General features: G+C 64.8%; 13 protein-coding genes. 5 read left to right on the top strand and 8 right to left on the bottom strand.

The genetic code is table 11. From position 1 onward, the window contains the following. The first annotated feature begins 9 nt into the window (after positions 1 to 9). The 3 genes from lpxA to lpxB are packed head-to-tail and all read left to right on the top strand — an operon-like array spanning position 10 to position 2,880. Positions 10 to 843, top strand: coding sequence for an acyl-ACP--UDP-N-acetylglucosamine O-acyltransferase (lpxA, locus tag QU595_RS27610; protein ID WP_315928057.1), 834 nt, complete (start codon positions 10 to 12; stop codon positions 841 to 843). After that, complete coding sequence (locus QU595_RS27605; protein ID WP_315928055.1) at positions 830 to 1,720, top strand: LpxI family protein; 891 nt, start codon at positions 830 to 832, stop codon at positions 1,718 to 1,720. Before lpxA ends, QU595_RS27605 begins: the two co-directional genes overlap by 14 nt. Then, positions 1,717 to 2,880: a lipid-A-disaccharide synthase gene (lpxB, locus tag QU595_RS27600; protein WP_315928053.1), complete on the top strand. Its 1,164-nt coding sequence runs from the start codon at positions 1,717 to 1,719 to the stop codon at positions 2,878 to 2,880. Before QU595_RS27605 ends, lpxB begins: the two co-directional genes overlap by 4 nt. A 43-nt stretch (positions 2,881 to 2,923) precedes the next feature. On the opposite strand, the gene gltA is transcribed toward lpxB, so the two are convergent. Then, positions 2,924 to 4,213, bottom strand: a complete 1,290-nt coding sequence (gene gltA / locus QU595_RS27595) for a citrate synthase (protein ID WP_315928051.1) — start codon at positions 4,211 to 4,213, stop codon at positions 2,924 to 2,926. A 179-nt stretch (positions 4,214 to 4,392) separates the two neighbouring features. Then, positions 4,393 to 5,814: a glutamate--tRNA ligase gene (gene gltX / locus QU595_RS27590; protein WP_315928049.1), complete on the bottom strand. Its 1,422-nt coding sequence runs from the start codon at positions 5,812 to 5,814 to the stop codon at positions 4,393 to 4,395. A 98-nt stretch (positions 5,815 to 5,912) separates the two neighbouring features. On the opposite strand from gltX, the gene QU595_RS27585 reads away from it, so the two are divergent. After that, positions 5,913 to 8,456, top strand: coding sequence for a ComEC/Rec2 family competence protein (locus tag QU595_RS27585; RefSeq protein WP_315928047.1), 2,544 nt, complete (start codon positions 5,913 to 5,915; stop codon positions 8,454 to 8,456). Here the strand turns inward: QU595_RS27585 and lexA are convergent. The 6 genes from lexA to QU595_RS27555 all read right to left on the bottom strand — a co-directional run bounded on the left by lexA (position 8,450) and on the right by QU595_RS27555 (position 14,694). Next, complete coding sequence (lexA, locus tag QU595_RS27580) at positions 8,450 to 9,169, bottom strand: transcriptional repressor LexA (RefSeq protein ID WP_315928045.1); 720 nt, start codon at positions 9,167 to 9,169, stop codon at positions 8,450 to 8,452. The genes QU595_RS27585 and lexA overlap by 7 nt on opposite strands. Positions 9,170 to 9,278: 109 nt before the next feature. Further along, the gene (glp, locus tag QU595_RS27575; protein WP_315928043.1) at positions 9,279 to 10,487 is read right to left on the bottom strand and encodes a gephyrin-like molybdotransferase Glp; all 1,209 of its coding nucleotides are present in this window, start codon (positions 10,485 to 10,487) and stop codon (positions 9,279 to 9,281) included. Next, positions 10,487 to 10,975, bottom strand: coding sequence for a cyclic pyranopterin monophosphate synthase MoaC (gene moaC / locus QU595_RS27570; protein WP_315928041.1), 489 nt, complete (start codon positions 10,973 to 10,975; stop codon positions 10,487 to 10,489). The genes glp and moaC overlap by 1 nt, the downstream gene beginning before the upstream one ends. Positions 10,976 to 10,977: 2 nt before the next feature. Further along, positions 10,978 to 11,790: an indole-3-glycerol phosphate synthase TrpC gene (gene trpC / locus QU595_RS27565; protein ID WP_315928039.1), complete on the bottom strand. Its 813-nt coding sequence runs from the start codon at positions 11,788 to 11,790 to the stop codon at positions 10,978 to 10,980. Positions 11,791 to 11,794: 4 nt separating this feature from the next. After that, positions 11,795 to 12,805 carry an anthranilate phosphoribosyltransferase gene (gene trpD / locus QU595_RS27560; protein WP_315928038.1) on the bottom strand — a complete coding sequence of 337 codons (1,011 nt, stop codon included), beginning with the start codon at positions 12,803 to 12,805 and terminating at the stop codon, positions 11,795 to 11,797. Further along, positions 12,802 to 14,694, bottom strand: a complete 1,893-nt coding sequence (locus QU595_RS27555; RefSeq protein WP_315928036.1) for a peptidylprolyl isomerase — start codon at positions 14,692 to 14,694, stop codon at positions 12,802 to 12,804. The genes trpD and QU595_RS27555 overlap by 4 nt, the downstream gene beginning before the upstream one ends. Before the next feature lie 132 nt (positions 14,695 to 14,826). Between QU595_RS27555 and tpiA the strand changes: the two genes are divergently transcribed. Next, positions 14,827 to 15,594 carry a triose-phosphate isomerase gene (tpiA, locus tag QU595_RS27550; RefSeq protein ID WP_315928034.1) on the top strand — a complete coding sequence of 256 codons (768 nt, stop codon included), beginning with the start codon at positions 14,827 to 14,829 and terminating at the stop codon, positions 15,592 to 15,594. Positions 15,595 to 15,632: the final 38 nt, after the last annotated feature.

Here is a 15,632-nt window from a genome sequence, read left to right as displayed (position 1 = left end):
CAGGTATTCATGACGCGCGAAACCGCCATACACCCTTCGTCCGTGATCGAGCCCGGCGCCCAACTCGGCGCCGGCGTGCGTATCGGCCCGTTCTGCCATGTGGGCGCCGATGCGGTCCTCGGCGATGGCGTCGAGCTCATCAGCCATGTGGCGGTGCGCGGCGCCACCACCATCGGCGCCGGCACCCAGGTCTATCCGATGGCGACCTTGGGTGCGCCACCCCAGAACACCCGTCACAAGGGTGGCCGCACGACGCTGACCATCGGTGCCAACTGCATGATCCGCGAGGGCGTTACCATGCATGTCGGCACCGACACCAGCCGGGGCGCGACGGAAGTGGGCGACAATGGCAATTTCCTTGCCTATGCGCATATCGCGCACGACTGCGTGGTCGGAAAGAACGCCACCTTCGCCAATGGCGCGACATTGGGCGGTCATTGCGAGGTCGGCGACAACGTCAACATCGGTGGGCTGACGGCCGTGCACCAGTTCGTGCGCGTCGGCGACAACGCTTTTCTGGCCGGCTGCTCGGCTATCGTGGGCGACGTCATCCCCTTCGCGGTGGCGTCCGGAAACAGGGCCAAGCTGCGCGGCCTGAACATCATCGGCCTGAAGCGCTCCGGCTTGCCGCGTGCAGAAATCTATCTGCTTCGCCGCGCCTACCGCACCATATTCGATCGCTCGCGCACGGTTGCCGAGAACGTCGAACTGGCTCGCGTCGAATTCTCCGGCTCAGCGGCTGCCATGAAGATCATCGACTTCATCTCGAGCCGCGGCAAACGGCAATATACCGTGCCGCCGCTGAAGGGCGGCGCCGTTGACGATGGCGATGACGAAGACTGAGGACGCACGGCGTCTTCCGCTTCCCGCAGGTGCCCGGGTGGGCATTGTCGCCGGCGGCGGGAATCTTCCCATCGAAGTGGCAAACGCCCTGGCCGGGCAGGGCCGGCCGCCTTTCGTGCTTATCGTGGAGGGCGAGGCGGATCCGGCAGCGGGGCTCGACCGGCATGAACATGTCGTTATGCCGCTGGAACAGATCGGTTCGCTGGTCGGAATTTTGCGGCGCCACGGAGTCACCCATGTGGTGCTGGCCGGCGAGATCAGGCGACGGCCGCGACTGGGGGCAATGCGCATCAGTGCCGGGTTGCTCGCCATTGTTCCACACGTGGTTTCGGCCTTGGCGCGGGGCGACGACGGCCTCTTGAAGATCGTGGTCCGCGCTTTCGAGGCGCGCGGGTTCAAGGTGCTCGGGGCACACGAAATCGTTCCCGAACTGCTGGCGAGCGAGGGCCTGTGGACCCGTGCCGCTCCCGGCAAGGCCGACTGGCGCGACATCGAGGCCGCGCGCAAGGCTGCGCAGGCCATCGGAGCACTCGACATCGGCCAGGGTGCGGTGGCTATCGGCGGCCGTACGATCGCGCTGGAGGGCATCGAGGGCACCGACGGCATGCTGGCGCGGGTGAAGGATCTGCGCGGCCACGGCCGACTTGGGGGGAAAACCGGCGGCGTTCTGGTCAAGTGCTTCAAGCCCGGGCAGGAAATGCGCGCGGACATGCCGGCCATAGGACTGCAGACAATTGAAAACGCGCACGCCGCCGGGCTAGCCGGCGTGGCGGTCGAAGCAGGTTGTTCGCTGGTGATGGATGGCCCGGAAATGATCGCGCTCGCCAATCGTTACGGCCTGTTCGCGCTCGGCCTGCCTGCGAAGGCGATGGAATGAGCGAGGGGCGGCCGCTGAAGATCGCCGTCGTCGCGGGCGAAGAATCCGGCGATCTGCTGGGCGCCGATCTGATCGCCGCGCTAAAGCGCATGACCGGCCGGAATGTGCGCCTCGTCGGCCTGGGCGGCCGGCACCTGGAGGCCCTTGGCCTCGCCAGCCTGTTCAATGCCAGCGAGATCGCCCTGACCGGCGTGAGCGCGGTGTTGCGGGATCTGCCGAGGCTGATGCGCCGGATAGGGCAGACGGCCTCGATGGTCGTGGCCGAGAAGCCCGATTGCCTGATCACCATCGACAGCCCGGATTTCTCGCTTCGCGTGGCCGGGAAGGTTCGCGCGGCTGATCCGACGATTCCCATCGTCCATTATGTCTGCCCGAGCGTGTGGGCGTGGCGGCCGGGCAGGGCGGCGGCGATGCGCCCTTATGTCGACCGCATCCTCTGCATCCTTCCGTTCGAGGTGAAGGAACTGGAGCGACTTGCCGGGCCTCCGGGAACATATGTCGGCCATCGCCTGCGCCACGACGGGAACATCGAGGCCGCGGCCGCCATGCAGGCGGCACCGCGCGACCTGGCGGACGACCGGATCAAGACGTTGCTGCTCCTGCCGGGCTCTAGGGGCGGTGAAGTGCGCCGGCTGATCGAGCCTTTCGGGCGGACCGTCTCCATCTTGCGGGCCAGAGGCCACCGGCTTCGGCTGATCCTGCCCACGGTTCCGCACGTCGCGGATTTCGTGCGCGGAGCCGCGAAGAACTGGGACGAGGCGCCGGAGATATTCACCGATCCGGCAGACAAATGGCGTGCTTTCGGGGAAGCCGACGCGGCGCTGATCGCCTCGGGCACCGTATCCCTGGAACTTGCATTGGCCGGCGTGCCGATGATCGCGACCTACAAGCTCGATCCGGTCGTCCAGACCGCACAGCGCCTCATCACGGTCTGGTCGGCCCTGTTGCCGAACATCATCGCGGATCGTGCCATCGTTCCGGAATTCTACAACGGCTATGTGCGGCCGGAAAATCTCGCCCGGCAGCTGGAGGCGCTGTTTTCGGACAGCGGCATGCGCGCCTGGCAAAAGGCGGGTTTTGCCGAAGTGCGCCGCCGCATGGAAACGGACCGGCCGGCCGGGGACATCGCGGCCGAAGCCGTGCTTTCCCTCCTCAAATGAAAAAGCGCCCGTAAAGGGCGCTTTTCAAAAGCTTTCTTTGCGCTCAACGCTTGGCGATCGGCACGTAGTCGCGTTCGGTCGCGCCGGTATAGAGCTGGCGCGGACGGCCGATCTTCTGGCGCGGATCCTCGATCATTTCCTTCCACTGCGCGATCCAGCCGACAGTGCGGGCGACCGCGAACAGCACCGTGAACATGGTGGTGGGGAAGCCGAGCGCCTTCAGCGTGATGCCGGAATAGAAGTCGATGTTCGGATAGAGCTTCTTCTCGATGAAATAGTCGTCGGTCAGAGCGATCTTTTCCAGTTCCATCGCCACGTCGAGCAGCGGGTCGTCCTTGATGCCGAGTTCGCCGAGGACCTCGTGCGTGGTCTTCTGCATGATCTTGGCGCGGGGATCGTAGTTCTTGTAGACGCGGTGGCCGAAGCCCATCAGCCGGAACGGGTCGTTCTTGTCCTTCGCGCGCGCGATGAATTCCGGGATGTGGTCGACATGGCCGATCTCCGACAGCATGGTCAGTGCCGCCTCGTTGGCGCCGCCATGCGCCGGGCCCCACAGGCAGGCGATGCCGGCGGCGATGCAGGCGAACGGGTTGGCCCCGGAAGAACCGGCAAGACGCACGGTCGAGGTGGAGGCATTCTGCTCGTGGTCCGCGTGCAGGATGAAGATGCGCTCCATCGCCCGCGCCAGCACCGGGTTGACCTTGTATTCCTCGCACGGCACCGCGAAACACATGTGCAGGAAGTTGGCGGCGAAGCCGAGATCGTTCTTCGGATAAACGAAGGGCTGGCCGATGTAATATTTATAGGCCATCGCGGCGATGGTCGGCATCTTGGCGATGAGCCGCATCGAGGCCACCATGCGCTGGTACGGATCCGAGATATCCGTCGAGTCGTGGTAAAAGGCCGAAAGGGCGCCGACCACGCCGCACATCACCGCCATCGGGTGCGCGTCGCGGCGGAATCCGGTGAAGAAGCGCGACATCTGCTCGTGCACCATGGTGTGGCGCTGGATGCGGCGGTCGAAATCGTCCTTCTGCGCCTTGGTCGGCAGTTCGCCATAGAGCAGCAGGTAGCAGACTTCGAGGAAATCGCCGTGTTCGGCCAACTGGTCGATCGGATATCCGCGATGCAGCAGGATACCCTTGTCGCCGTCGATGAAGGTGATCTGCGATTCGCAGCTTGCGGTGGAAGTGAAGCCGGGATCGTAGGTGAAGACGTCGGCGGTGCTATAGAGCGAACTGATGTCTACGACGTCGGGACCAAGAGTGCCACTTCGCACCTTGTACTCGTGAGTTTTGCCGCCCAATTCCAGTTTCGCAGTCTGTTCGGTCATCGCAAACTCCTTGTCGTTTCTTCTTGCCCGCCAGGCAAATCAATCCTGCTACGCAAATGCCGGAGATTTTTCGGAATTCAGCAACACTTCCCAACGGGAGGCTTGGCTCGATTGGTCCAATGCCAATGTTGCACCGCAAAAAACCCTCTTTCAATGCCAATCTTGTTGGTCCAGCTTTCCTAATCGATTTGGTCTTCGATACGGGCGAGGCTTTCTTTGCGGCCCAAGACGGCCAATACGTCGAACACGCCGGGCGACGTGCTGCGGCCCGTCAATGCCGCGCGCAGCGGCTGCGCGACCTTGCCCAGCTTCAGCCCGGTATTCTCGGCGTAAACCCGAACCGCTGCTTCCGTGCTGGCCGCAGACCATTCCTCAAGCGCCTTGAACGGCGCAAGAATGCCCTTGAGAACCGCCCTGGCGTCGGCATCGAGAATGGCCGTGGCCTTTTCGTCGAGATGGAGCGGCCGTTCCGCAACGATGAAGGTCGCACTGTCGGCAAGTTCGACAAGGGTCTTGGCTCGCTCCTTCAAGCCGGGCATGGCCTGCAGAAGCTGCGCCCTGGTGCGCTCGTCAAGCCTGGCCGCCAGCGGCTCCGCTCCGGGCAGATAGGGCAGCGTCTGCAGCAGGATCTTCAAGAGCGCGGAATCGTCCATGCTGCGCATATGGATGCCGTTCAGCGCCTCCAGCTTCTGGAAATCGAAGCGGGCAGCGCCCTTGTTGACATCGACGATGTCGAACCAGGCGATCATGTCGGCGATGGACATCACCTCGTCGTCGCCATGGCTCCAGCCGAGCCGGGCGAGATAGTTCAGCAGCGCTTGCGGCAGATAGCCCATCGCGCGATAGGCCTCGACGCCCAAGGCGCCATGGCGCTTGGAAAGCTTGGCGCCGTCCGCGCCGTGGATCAGCGGGATGTGCGCCATCTGCGGCACCTGCCAACCCATGGCGTCGTAGATCACGGTCTGGCGGGCCGCATTGGTGAGGTGGTCGTCGCCCCTGATGATGTGGGTGACCCCCATGTCATGATCGTCGACGACGACCGCATGCATATAGGTGGGGTTGCCGTCGGAACGCAGGATGATGAAATCGTCCAGGTCCTTGTTGGGGAACCGCACCTCACCCTGCACCAGATCACGCACCACCGTCTCGCCATCGGAAGGGGCCTTGATGCGGATGGCGCCCGGAACGCCTTTCGGGGCTTCGGAAGGCGCGCGGTCTCGCCAATGGCCGTCATAGCGCGGCGGGCGGCCCTCGGCGCGCGCCTTTTCGCGCATGGCCTCCAACTCGGCCGGGGTCTCGTAGGCGTAGTAGGCCTTTCCGAGGCGCACAAGCTCCTCCGCAACCTCGCGGTGGCGCTGCGCGCGCTCGAACTGGGAAACCGGCTCGCCGTCCCAGGTCAGCCCCAGCCAGGACAGGCCGTCGAGAATCGCGGCCGTCGCCGCCTCGGTCGAGCGCTCGCGGTCCGTGTCCTCGATGCGCAGAAGCATCGTGCCGCCGGTGTGCTTGGCATAGAGCCAGTTGAACAGCGCCGTGCGCGCGCCGCCGATATGCAGGAAGCCGGTGGGCGAGGGGGCAAAACGGGTGACGACCTTGTCGGACATGGGACTTCCGTGGGCGGGCCCTGGAACGCGGGCGATGCAGGCTTTCGTGGTTCGCGCGTTCATGTAGCATAGGAGGTCAGGGGCGCAAGGGGCAGGTCGTGGCTGGATGGGGCCGGGACACGAGCGAGGGCAAAAACGCGACGGTCGGCGTCAGCGAGCGCGATCTCTTTATCGATAAACAGTCGATTTCACCGACGATTTTTCTGCCGCCCAGACATCCGCCCGAGACGACGGCAGAAGATGGAGGCACTCCTTCCATTCCCGACCGGGCACATGGGCGCCGGTCCGGCTCTTGGCGCCGGCTCGGATTCCTGTCCGGGCTCCGGCTCTCCATCGAGACCCTTGCCGGGCGGGCGGCCGAGGCCGCCGTGCTGGAACTCGACCGTGGGGCGGCTTTTCTGCTCGTTCCCGTGTTTCTGGGGGTCGGCGTAGCCTGGTATTTCTCGCTCTCGCAGGAGCCCGGCTTCCTGCAGCCCATCGCGACATCGCTCGTATTGGCGGCGATCGTTTTCGCCACGCGCGCCCGGCCGCGCACAAGGCTCCTGGCGATGGCTGGGCTGATGTGCGCTCTGGGGTTTCTCGCCGCCAAGTTCGAGACCTGGCGGGCCGGCACCGCAATGCTGGGGTCCGAAGTTTCGACCCGCATAACCGGCCAGGTCGTCTCGATCGACCAGATGGCAAACGGGCGCATACGCCTGACCCTCGACGTGGCCGAAACGGCCCGGCCAAAGCTGCGCTACCGGCCCGAACGCGTGCGGCTTACCGCGCGCAAGGTGCCCGAAGGATTGAAGGCCGGGGCGGTCGTTGCCGGCTATGCGCGCCTGCTGCCTCCAACCGGTCCCGTGCGGCCCGGCGGCTATGATTTCTCCTTCCAGAGTTATTTCGAAGGCATCGGCGCCACGGGATTTTTTCTTACCGATCCCAAGCTGGTCTCGGCCTCGCCCGTGGCGGCGGCGAGCCTCTCGCTGTCCATAGAGAACGCGCGCGATGCCATTGCCGACCGGATTCGGCGCAGCATTGGCGGTCCGGAGGGTGAGATCGCGGCGGCGCTGATCGTAGGCGTGCGCGCCGGCATCCCCGAGGAGATCAACGAGGCGATGCGGCGCACGGGCATCTACCACATCATCTCGATCTCCGGTCTGCATATGGCGCTCGTGGCCGGCACCATCATGGGGTTGCTGCGCGGCGCGTTCGCATTGTTTCCGGATTTTTCCGCACGGCATCCGGTCAAGAAATATGCCGCCGCCACTGCCTTGCTGTGCACCGCGGCCTATCTGCTGATTTCCGGCCTCGTGGTCGCCGCCGAGCGCAGCTTCATCATGTTGGCGGTCATGCTGTGCGCGGTTCTCTTCGACCGGGCCGCCCTTACCATGCGCAATCTTGCCATATCCGCGCTGGTCGTGATCGCGTTCTCGCCGCATGAAGTGGTCGGCCCCAGCTTCCAGATGTCGTTTGCGGCAACCGCCGCGCTGGTAGGCGCTTTTGCCGGCTGGACGGATTATAGGGCACGGAAGGGCCGATCGGCTCATATGCCGGTGACCGATCGCTCCCTTCCAGCCGCGGCAGTCGGCTGGCTGGGAAAAGGACTGGTGGCCGCTTCGGCGACCACCATCGTCGCCGGTCTCGCCACGACGCTTTATGCCGCCTGGCATTTTCAACGGATTTCGCCGCTCAGCCTGTTTGCCAACCTGGCCGTCATGCCGGTCGTATCGCTGGCCGTCATGCCGTTCGCGGTGTTCAGCGCGCTGGCGATGCCCTTCGGCGCGGACTGGCCCTTCCTCTATGTGATGGGGAAGGGGCTGACGGCCATGATCGCCATCTCGAACTGGCTGTCGGAGCATTCGCCGGTCGACGGAATAGGGCTGATCTCCTTGCAATCCGTCCTGCTGGTTACGGTCGCGCTGGTGATCGCCACCATGGCGACGACATGGTGGCGGCTGGCCGCCTTGCCTTTCGCGATCGCCGGTATCCTGACGTTGCGCGCGGTAGAGGTTCCGGATGTGCTGGTGGCCGAAGACGCGCGCCTCGTCGCGGTGCCGATCGGAGGCTCCGAGCTTGCAGTCAACCGGCCACGTCCCAGCGCCTTCGCGATGGATAATTGGCGCCGCGCCATGGATGCCGAAAACCTGGTTCTGCCGGAACGGTTGAAGGGCCCGGACCTGCGGTATACAGGCATCGATGCCAGTGAACTGCCGCCCGGCAGCCCGTTCCTGTGCGGCGCTGGACTGTGCGTGGCGCGCCATCCGAACGGAGCGATCGTCGCGCATGCGTCGACCCTTACCGCGGCGCGGTCCGCATGCGGCTTTGCGGCGCTCATCGTCATCGAGGACGCGACGGCAGCCGATCCCTGCAACGACCCGCTGATCGCCGTCGTCACGAAGCGGGATCTGGCCCGTTCCGGCAGCGCCGCTGTCCGCTTCAATCCGGCTTCGGCAACCGCGCAAGCGGAAATCCGCTTCGCCATCGAAGACGACTACCGTCCCTGGCATGTCCAGCGCCGGTTCTCCCGCGATGCAAGGGGATTGCCGCCATACCAACCGAAATCCGGAAAGCAGCGGTCGCCCAAGTCTTCTTCGCCGACGCCGTCGGCCTCACCACCGTCCGACGACGAAGCCAACGAGCCACAGGCGCGCTATCAATAGCGCCGGATCAGCCCGACGAGTCGCCCCTGCACCTTGACGCGATCCGGCCCGAAGATGCGCGTCTCGTAAGCGGGATTGGCCGCTTCCAGCGCGATCGAGGCGCCTTTCCGGCGGAAGCGCTTCAATGTCGCTTCCTCCTCGTCAATCAGCGCCACGACGATTTCGCCGGGGCTGGCGGTGTTGGCGTTGCGGATGATGACCGTATCGCCGTCGAAGATGCCGGCCTCGATCATGGAATCGCCCTTGACCATGAGGGCGTAGTGCTCGCCGCCGCTGATCATGTCCGGCGGCACCGAGATCGAGTGCGTCTTGTGCTGGATCGCGTCGATCGGGACACCGGCTGCGATACGGCCCATCACGGGCACGGAAATGGCGGGCGCGGCGTCGTCGTCATTGCTCGCAGCCGGGGCGCGGGGCGTTTCCTTGACCGGCCGGCCCAAACTGCCCTGGATGACGCTGGGCGAGAACTTTCGCGCCGCATTGAGGCCGGGAGCGATCGAGTCGGGCAGGCGCAGCACTTCCAGAGCCCGCGCCCGATTGGGGAGGCGGCGGATGAACCCGCGCTCCTCCAGCGCCGTGATCAGCCGGTGAATGCCGGATTTGGAAGCAAGATCAAGCGCCTCCTTCATCTCGTCGAAGGAGGGGGGGATGCCGCTTTCCTTCAACCGCTCGTGGATGAAAAGGAGAAGCTCATGTTGCTTGCGCGTCAGCATTGTTGCCCCCGAGGGATCGGAATCAGAAAAACAAACCCGGAACAAACACTATCTGTTCCAGTTGTGTTCCGCAACCGTTTAAAGTTCTGTGAACGCGTTGACGATTTGTTCAGCGCAGCATCAGCACGGTGCAGGTGTCGCCAACCTGCGCGGCTGGCGCGAATGGTGCCCGCACGATCAGCCCATCGGCATCCGCCAGCGTCTTGAGCATGGACGAATCCTGCACGCCAAAGGGTGTCGCAACCGTCCGCCCGGCGTCTTCCTTCAGCACCACCGCACGAACGTAATCCTCGCGCCGGTCGTTGGCAGGCATGGCGATGCCGAGCGTGGCTTCACGCATCACCTGCTGGAATGGCCGTCCGCCGAGGCCAGCGAGCAGGGGCTTCAGGAAAAGCTGCGAACAGACGATGCTCGCTACCGGATTTCCCGGCAAGCCGATGCAGCGGACGCCTTGCAGCCTGCCGAACATCAGCGGCTTGCCCGGGCGCATGGCGATGCGCCAGAAATCGAGCTTCATGCCCTCGGAGGTCAGCACGTCGTTGACCAGATCGTGGTCGCCGACCGAAGCACCGCCCAAAGTGACCAGCACGTCTGCCCTGGCGGCGACGGCTTTCCTGATGAGCGCCGCGATGGCTTCCCGGTTGTCGGAGGCGATGCCGAGATCGAGAACGTCTGCGCCCACCGAGCGCGCCGCCGCGACTACGCCGAAAGCGTTCGACGCGATGATCTTGCCCGGACCGAGATCGCTGCCGGGCGGCAAGAGCTCGTCGCCAGTCGCGATGATCGCGACCAGCGGCCTGCGCACCACGTCGAGGCGCGGATGGTTGGCCGAAGCGGCAAGGGACAGCGCCGCTGCATCGAGGATGCGGCCTTTCTTCAACAATATCTCGCCTTCGGAGAAGTCGAGGCCGGTAAACCGGATATGACGACCCGGTGCAGAGCCTTCCAGCACCTGGATCAGGCCTTCTCCGAGGTCGCGGACATTCTCCTGGATGACGATGGCGTCCGCGCCGGCGGGCAATGGCGCCCCGGTGAAGATGCGAACCGCTTCGCCGCTGCCGACATGGCCTTGAAAAGGGTGGCCCGCGGCGGCAGTGCCGACAACGGCGAGCCGGGCCGGCACGGTGGCGACATCGTCCGCGCGCAACGCATAGCCGTCCATGGCGGAGGCGTCGAAGGGAGGCTGGGTGCGCAGAGCGGCCAGCGGGCCGGCCAGCACGCGCTCAAAGGCTTCGGAGAGCGCGACGCTTTCAGCCGGAAGCGGTTCGACGCCATCCAGCAGCCTCGCCAGCGCCTCGGAAACCGGAACCAGCGCCATCAATCGCCTGCCTTGTAGTCGCCCGATTTACCGCCGGTCTTTTCGACCAGCCGGATGCCGGAAATCGACATGGCCCGATCCACGGCCTTCGCCATGTCGTAGATGGTCAGGCAGGCTACGGAAGCGGCCGTCAAAGCCTCCATCTCCACACCCGTCTTGCCGGTTACGCGTGCGAGGGCCGTGACCTTGAGGCCCGGGAGGGCATGTTCCGGCTCGATGTCGACCGAAACCTTGGTCAGAAGCAGGGGGTGACAGAGCGGGATCAGCTCATGCGTTTTCTTGGCGGCCATGATGCCGGCGATGCGGGCCGTGCCCAGCACATCGCCTTTCTTGGCGTTGCCCTCGAGGATCGTCCGCAGTGTTTCGGGACGCATCGAGACGAAGCCTTCAGCCACGGCGGTGCGGACGGTTTCGGCCTTCTCCCCCACATCGACCATATGCGCCTCGCCCGATGCGCCGATATGGGTGAGGGATGTGCCGGAAGACATGATCAGGCGCTCTCCGCCGCCGCATCCAGCCCCAGCAGGCGCCGCGTGGCGGCAGCGACGTCGTCCTGCCGCATCAGGCTTTCGCCGACGAGGAAGGTGCCTATGCCGTATTTGTCAAGACGCTGGCAGTCGTCATGGGTGAAGATGCCGCTTTCGCCGACAAGCAGCCTGTCAGCCGGGATCATTGGCGCCAGACGTTCGGATGTTTCGAGGCTGGTTTCGAAGCTGCGTAGGTTGCGATTGTTGATGCCGATCAGGCGGGAGCCAAGCTTCAGCGCCCGCTCGGTCTCCGCCTCGTCATGCACTTCGATGAGAGCATCCATGCCAAGCGCGAAGGCGGTTTCCTCGAGCTCCCTGGCCAAGGCATCGTCAACGCTCGCCATGATGATGAGAATGGCGTCGGCCCCCCAGGTGCGGGCCTCGTAGACCTGATAGGGATCGAACAGGAAGTCCTTGCGCAAGGCGGGCAACGTCACCGCATTGCGCGCCGCGACGAGGAATTCAGGCGCGCCCTGGAACGACGGCGCATCGGTCAGAACCGAAAGACAGGCCGCGCCGCCCTGCTGGTAGGCTTTCGCCAAGACAGGCGGGTCGAAATCGGTGCGGATAAGGCCCTTGGACGGGCTTGCCTTCTTGATTTCGGCGATCAGCGCGAACTGGCCGGCGGCGCGCTTCGTCTCCAAGGCCCGCAGGAAGCCGCGCGGCTTGTCTGCGTCCCTTGCCCGCGCCTGGAGGTCGGAGAGCGGCATGCGAGCCTTGGCAGCGGCGATCTCGTCGCGCTTATAGGCTTCGATCTTTTTCAGGATGTCGGTCATGACGCTATCTGTTCGAGACCGTTACAAGGGTTTCGAGCACCTTGCGCGCCGCACCTCCGTCTATGGCTTGCGCTGCGCTCGCCATGCCGTCCTCGATGCGCTGGGCCTTGCCCGCCACAACCAGGCCCGCGCCGGCGTTCATCAGAACCGTATCGCGATAGGCGCCGGGCGCTCCGTCAAGCAAGTCGCGCAAGGCCTTGGCGTTATACTCGGAATCGGCGCCGCGCAGTTCCTCGCGCGTGCGGCGTTTCAAGCCTACGGCCTCCGGCGTCAGCGTGAAGGTGCGAACCTCGCCGCCGACCAGTTCGGCCACGTGCGTCTCGCCGGTGGTGGTGATTTCGTCATAACCGTCGCCGTGGACGATCCATGCGTGTTCGGTCCCCAGCGCCTGGAGCGTTTCGGCCACCGGGACCACCCACTCGGGCGAAAAGACGCCGACCAGCTGGCGGCCGACACCTGCGGGATTGGTGAGGGGCCCGAGCAGGTTGAAGATCGTGCGGGTTCCCAGTTCCACGCGGATTGGGCCGACATGCTTCATCGCCGGATGGTGGGACGGCGCGAACATGAAGCCGATGCCGGCTTCCTTGATGCAGCGGCCGATCGCCTCCGGCGGAAGCTCGATGTTGACGCCGAGCCGGGTCAGGACATCGGCCGTGCCGGTTTGCGAGGACAGGCCGCGATTGCCGTGCTTGGCGACCGGCACGCCACAGGCCGCGATGACGAAGGCCGAGGCGGTGGAGATGTTGAAGCTGTGCGAACCGTCCCCGCCTGTGCCGACAATGTCGATGGCGCCGGAGGGAGCCTCGACGCGCAGCATCTTGGAGCGCATGGTGGCGACCGCGCCCGAAATCTCGCCCACGGTCTCGCCGCGCACGCGCAGAGCCATCAGGAAGCCGCCGATCTGGCCGGGCGTGGCGTCGCCCGACATGATGATGTCGAAGGCCTCGCGCGCCTCTTCGAAGGACAGCGGGGTGCCCGCCGCCGCCTTGGCGATGTAGGTCTTCAGCGCGCTCATTGGTTCATCGCCTGGGCGAGGGCCGTCTGGTCCACACGCACGTCGTACTGCGACTGCAACTTGGCGACGAGCTCATCCAGCAGGTCGTCGGAGATACCCGAGGCAAAGGACTTCTGCAGGTCCGGCGCCACCGAGCCCGCATCGGCGCCCGCCGGTTCGATGACCTGCGCGACCTTGAACAGGATCTTGGCCTCGCCGGTGGGCGCAGAGACCAGGCCGACGCCGGCTTCGGGGACCTCGAACATGGCTGCCGCGCCTTCCTTGCCGAAATCGACGTCGTCAGCCTCGCGTTTCAGGCCGCGCTTGGTCTGCTTCTCCAGCTTCAGTTCGGCGGCGACGGTATCCAGCGTGGCTCCGTCCTTGACGCGCTTTTCAAGCTCGTTGGCCTTGGCGAGAAGCCGCTTTTCGGTCTCCTCCTTCGTCCAGTCGGCGACCACCTTCTGCCGTACTTCGTCGAGTTTACGGTCGTGCGCGGGCGTGACGCCGTTGACCTCATAGAACACATAGCCGTTGTCGGGCGTATTCAGGCCGTCGTTTTCGATGCCTGTCTCTGCGTCGAAGACAGAGCGGATCAGGACGGCGGAATCGGGCAGGCCCGCTACGACCGTGCCGTCCGGCTTCTGCCCGGTACGGTCGATGGCATCGATGGTCACGACCTTGAGCTTAAGCTTGTCGGCGGCTTCCTGCATCGTCGAGCCGCCTGCGCGGGCGTCCTCGTAGGAATCGTGGACATCGAGAAGCACGCGGTTGGCCTCGGAGAGGGCGAGGTCCTTGCGGATCTGGTCCGAAACCTCGGCAAGCGGCTTGACGACCTGCGGGTTGATCGCGGTGACGCGCAGAAGAACCGGGCCGAACGTGCCCTGCACCACCGGGCTGACCTCGTTCACATTGAGCGAGAAGGCGGCATCGGCCACCGCCTTGTCGGCGATCTTGTCCTTGGCGAGCGTGCCAAGCTGCGTATCGGCCTCGGTCTTGCCCTCGGCGGTGATCAGCTTGTCGAAGGTGGCGCCGGCCTTCAGCGAATCGAAGGCGGCCTTTGCCGCTTCGGGGGATTTGAACACGAGCTGCTCGATGGCGCGCGTCTCGGGCGTGGTATAGCGCGACGTGTTCTTCTCGTAGTCTTCCTTGACCTGCGTTTCGCTTATGGCGCTGGGATCCGAGATATCCTGCGGCTCCAGCCGGACGTAGGAGAACTTGCGGTATTCAGGGGCCGCGTAGCGCTTCTTGTTGGCTTCGAAATAGGCCGAGAGCACGCTGTCGGACGGCGCGTCGATCGGCTCGACGAGAGATTTCGGCAATATGAGATAGTCGATGGTGCGATCCTCGCCGCGATAGAGCGCGACCGCCTTGAGGAAGGTGTCTGGCGCCTTGAGGCCGTCCGAAACGGCCTCGACGATCTGCTGTCGCACCGCCACCTGCGCGCGATTCTTGAGATAGTCTTCCGGCCGCATCCCGACCTGGCGCAGGACATAGTCAAACATGCGCCTGTCGAACTGGCCATCGGCACCCTTGAAGGCCGGGTCCTCGCGCGTCAGCTCCGCAAGGCGCTCCTTGGAGAGGCCGAGACCGAGCTTGCGCGCCTGCTCGTCCAGCACCGCGCCCGAAACCAGTCCGGCCAGAACCTGATTCTGGACACCGAAGGCCTTTGCCTGCTCGCTCGTCAGCCGTTGTCCGAACTGCTGCGACAGCGCATTCATCTGACGGTCGTAGGCCAACCGGTATTCGGTGACCGAAACCGAGGTGCCGCCGGCGGTCAGAACGGAATGGTGGCCGGCGATCGTTCCCATCAGCCGGCCGGAAATTCCCCACACGGCGAAGCTTATCACCAGGAGGAAGAGCAGCGCCTTCGCCACCCAGGTTCCAGCCGCGTTTCTTAAGGTACCGAGCATAGTCACGTCCGTTTTGCCTGAAGCAAGGGCAATAGCCTCCTTCAAAGCCAGTGTCGATTGCTTTGTGGGCCGATTTTGGTAGTGAAGCCAGTGTTCGCAACGGTCAATCCGCCACGTTGGAGGTCGATACGCATGACACCGGGAATTCGCCCGCTCGTCGCAGGCAACTGGAAAATGAACGGCACCAGTGCCTCGCTCAACGAACTGAGATCGATCGGCAACGGCTTCATGAGCGGGCTCGACGCGGAAACCGATGCGCTCGTGTGCGTGCCGGCGACATTGCTCACGCGTGCGGCGGAAATCCTTTCACGCACACCGGTGCGGGCAGGGGGCGAGGATTGCCACGCCGATGAAAGCGGCGCCCATACGGGCGATATCTCGGCCGAAATGCTCAAGGACGCCGGCGCGAGCTACGTCATCGTCGGGCACTCGGAGCGGCGCACAGACCATTGCGAGGACGACGCCGCCGTCCAGGCCAAGGCATTGGCCGCGTGGCGGGCCGGGCTGACGGCGATCGTCTGCGTCGGAGAGACGAAGGCGGAACGCGAAGCCGGGGCCACGCTGGACGTATTGTCACGGCAGATCGCGGGCTCGGTGCCCTCCAGCGCGACGGCAGCCAATACGGTCGTGGCATATGAACCGGTCTGGGCGATCGGCACGGGGCTTACGCCGACCGCGGCAGACGTAGCGGAAGCGCATCGCCATATACGCGAACGGTTGACGGAGAAGCTCGGCGGCGACGCGGGCGCCAGGATGCGCCTTCTGTACGGCGGTTCGGTCAAGCCCTCCAATGCCGTCGAGCTCCTGTCGGTCGACAATGTCGACGGCGCTCTGGTGGGGGGCGCCAGCCTCAAGGCTGCCGATTTCCTGGGGATTGCGGAGGCCTATCGCTCGATCTGAGGCGATGATCCTTTTGCAAATCGGCGCGTGCTTCCCAT

This window comes from Mesorhizobium sp. SP-1A (assembly GCF_032460275.1).
Taxonomy (GTDB): domain Bacteria; phylum Pseudomonadota; class Alphaproteobacteria; order Rhizobiales; family Rhizobiaceae; genus Mesorhizobium.
The sequence above is the reverse complement of the archived record's forward strand: the minus strand, read 5'-3'. Positions and strand labels throughout refer to the sequence as shown.

What these genes read in the sequence shown, in the direction of transcription:
- moaC (WP_315928041.1), bottom strand. Translation starts at nt 10,975, where the DNA reads ATGTCTTCCGGCACATCCCTCACCCATATCGGCGCATCGGGCGAGGCG.
- QU595_RS27555 (WP_315928036.1), bottom strand. Translation starts at nt 14,694, where the DNA reads ATGCTCGGTACCTTAAGAAACGCGGCTGGAACCTGGGTGGCGAAGGCG.
- gltX (WP_315928049.1), bottom strand. Translation starts at nt 5,814, where the DNA reads ATGTCCGACAAGGTCGTCACCCGTTTTGCCCCCTCGCCCACCGGCTTC.
- lpxB (WP_315928053.1), top strand. Translation starts at nt 1,717, where the DNA reads ATGAGCGAGGGGCGGCCGCTGAAGATCGCCGTCGTCGCGGGCGAAGAA.
- glp (WP_315928043.1), bottom strand. Translation starts at nt 10,487, where the DNA reads ATGGCGCTGGTTCCGGTTTCCGAGGCGCTGGCGAGGCTGCTGGATGGC.
- QU595_RS27605 (WP_315928055.1), top strand. Translation starts at nt 830, where the DNA reads ATGACGAAGACTGAGGACGCACGGCGTCTTCCGCTTCCCGCAGGTGCC.
- tpiA (WP_315928034.1), top strand. Translation starts at nt 14,827, where the DNA reads ATGACACCGGGAATTCGCCCGCTCGTCGCAGGCAACTGGAAAATGAAC.
- gltA (WP_315928051.1), bottom strand. Translation starts at nt 4,213, where the DNA reads ATGACCGAACAGACTGCGAAACTGGAATTGGGCGGCAAAACTCACGAG.
- lexA (WP_315928045.1), bottom strand. Translation starts at nt 9,169, where the DNA reads ATGCTGACGCGCAAGCAACATGAGCTTCTCCTTTTCATCCACGAGCGG.
- lpxA (WP_315928057.1), top strand. Translation starts at nt 10, where the DNA reads ATGACGCGCGAAACCGCCATACACCCTTCGTCCGTGATCGAGCCCGGC.
- trpD (WP_315928038.1), bottom strand. Translation starts at nt 12,805, where the DNA reads ATGAGCGCGCTGAAGACCTACATCGCCAAGGCGGCGGCGGGCACCCCG.
- trpC (WP_315928039.1), bottom strand. Translation starts at nt 11,790, where the DNA reads ATGACCGACATCCTGAAAAAGATCGAAGCCTATAAGCGCGACGAGATC.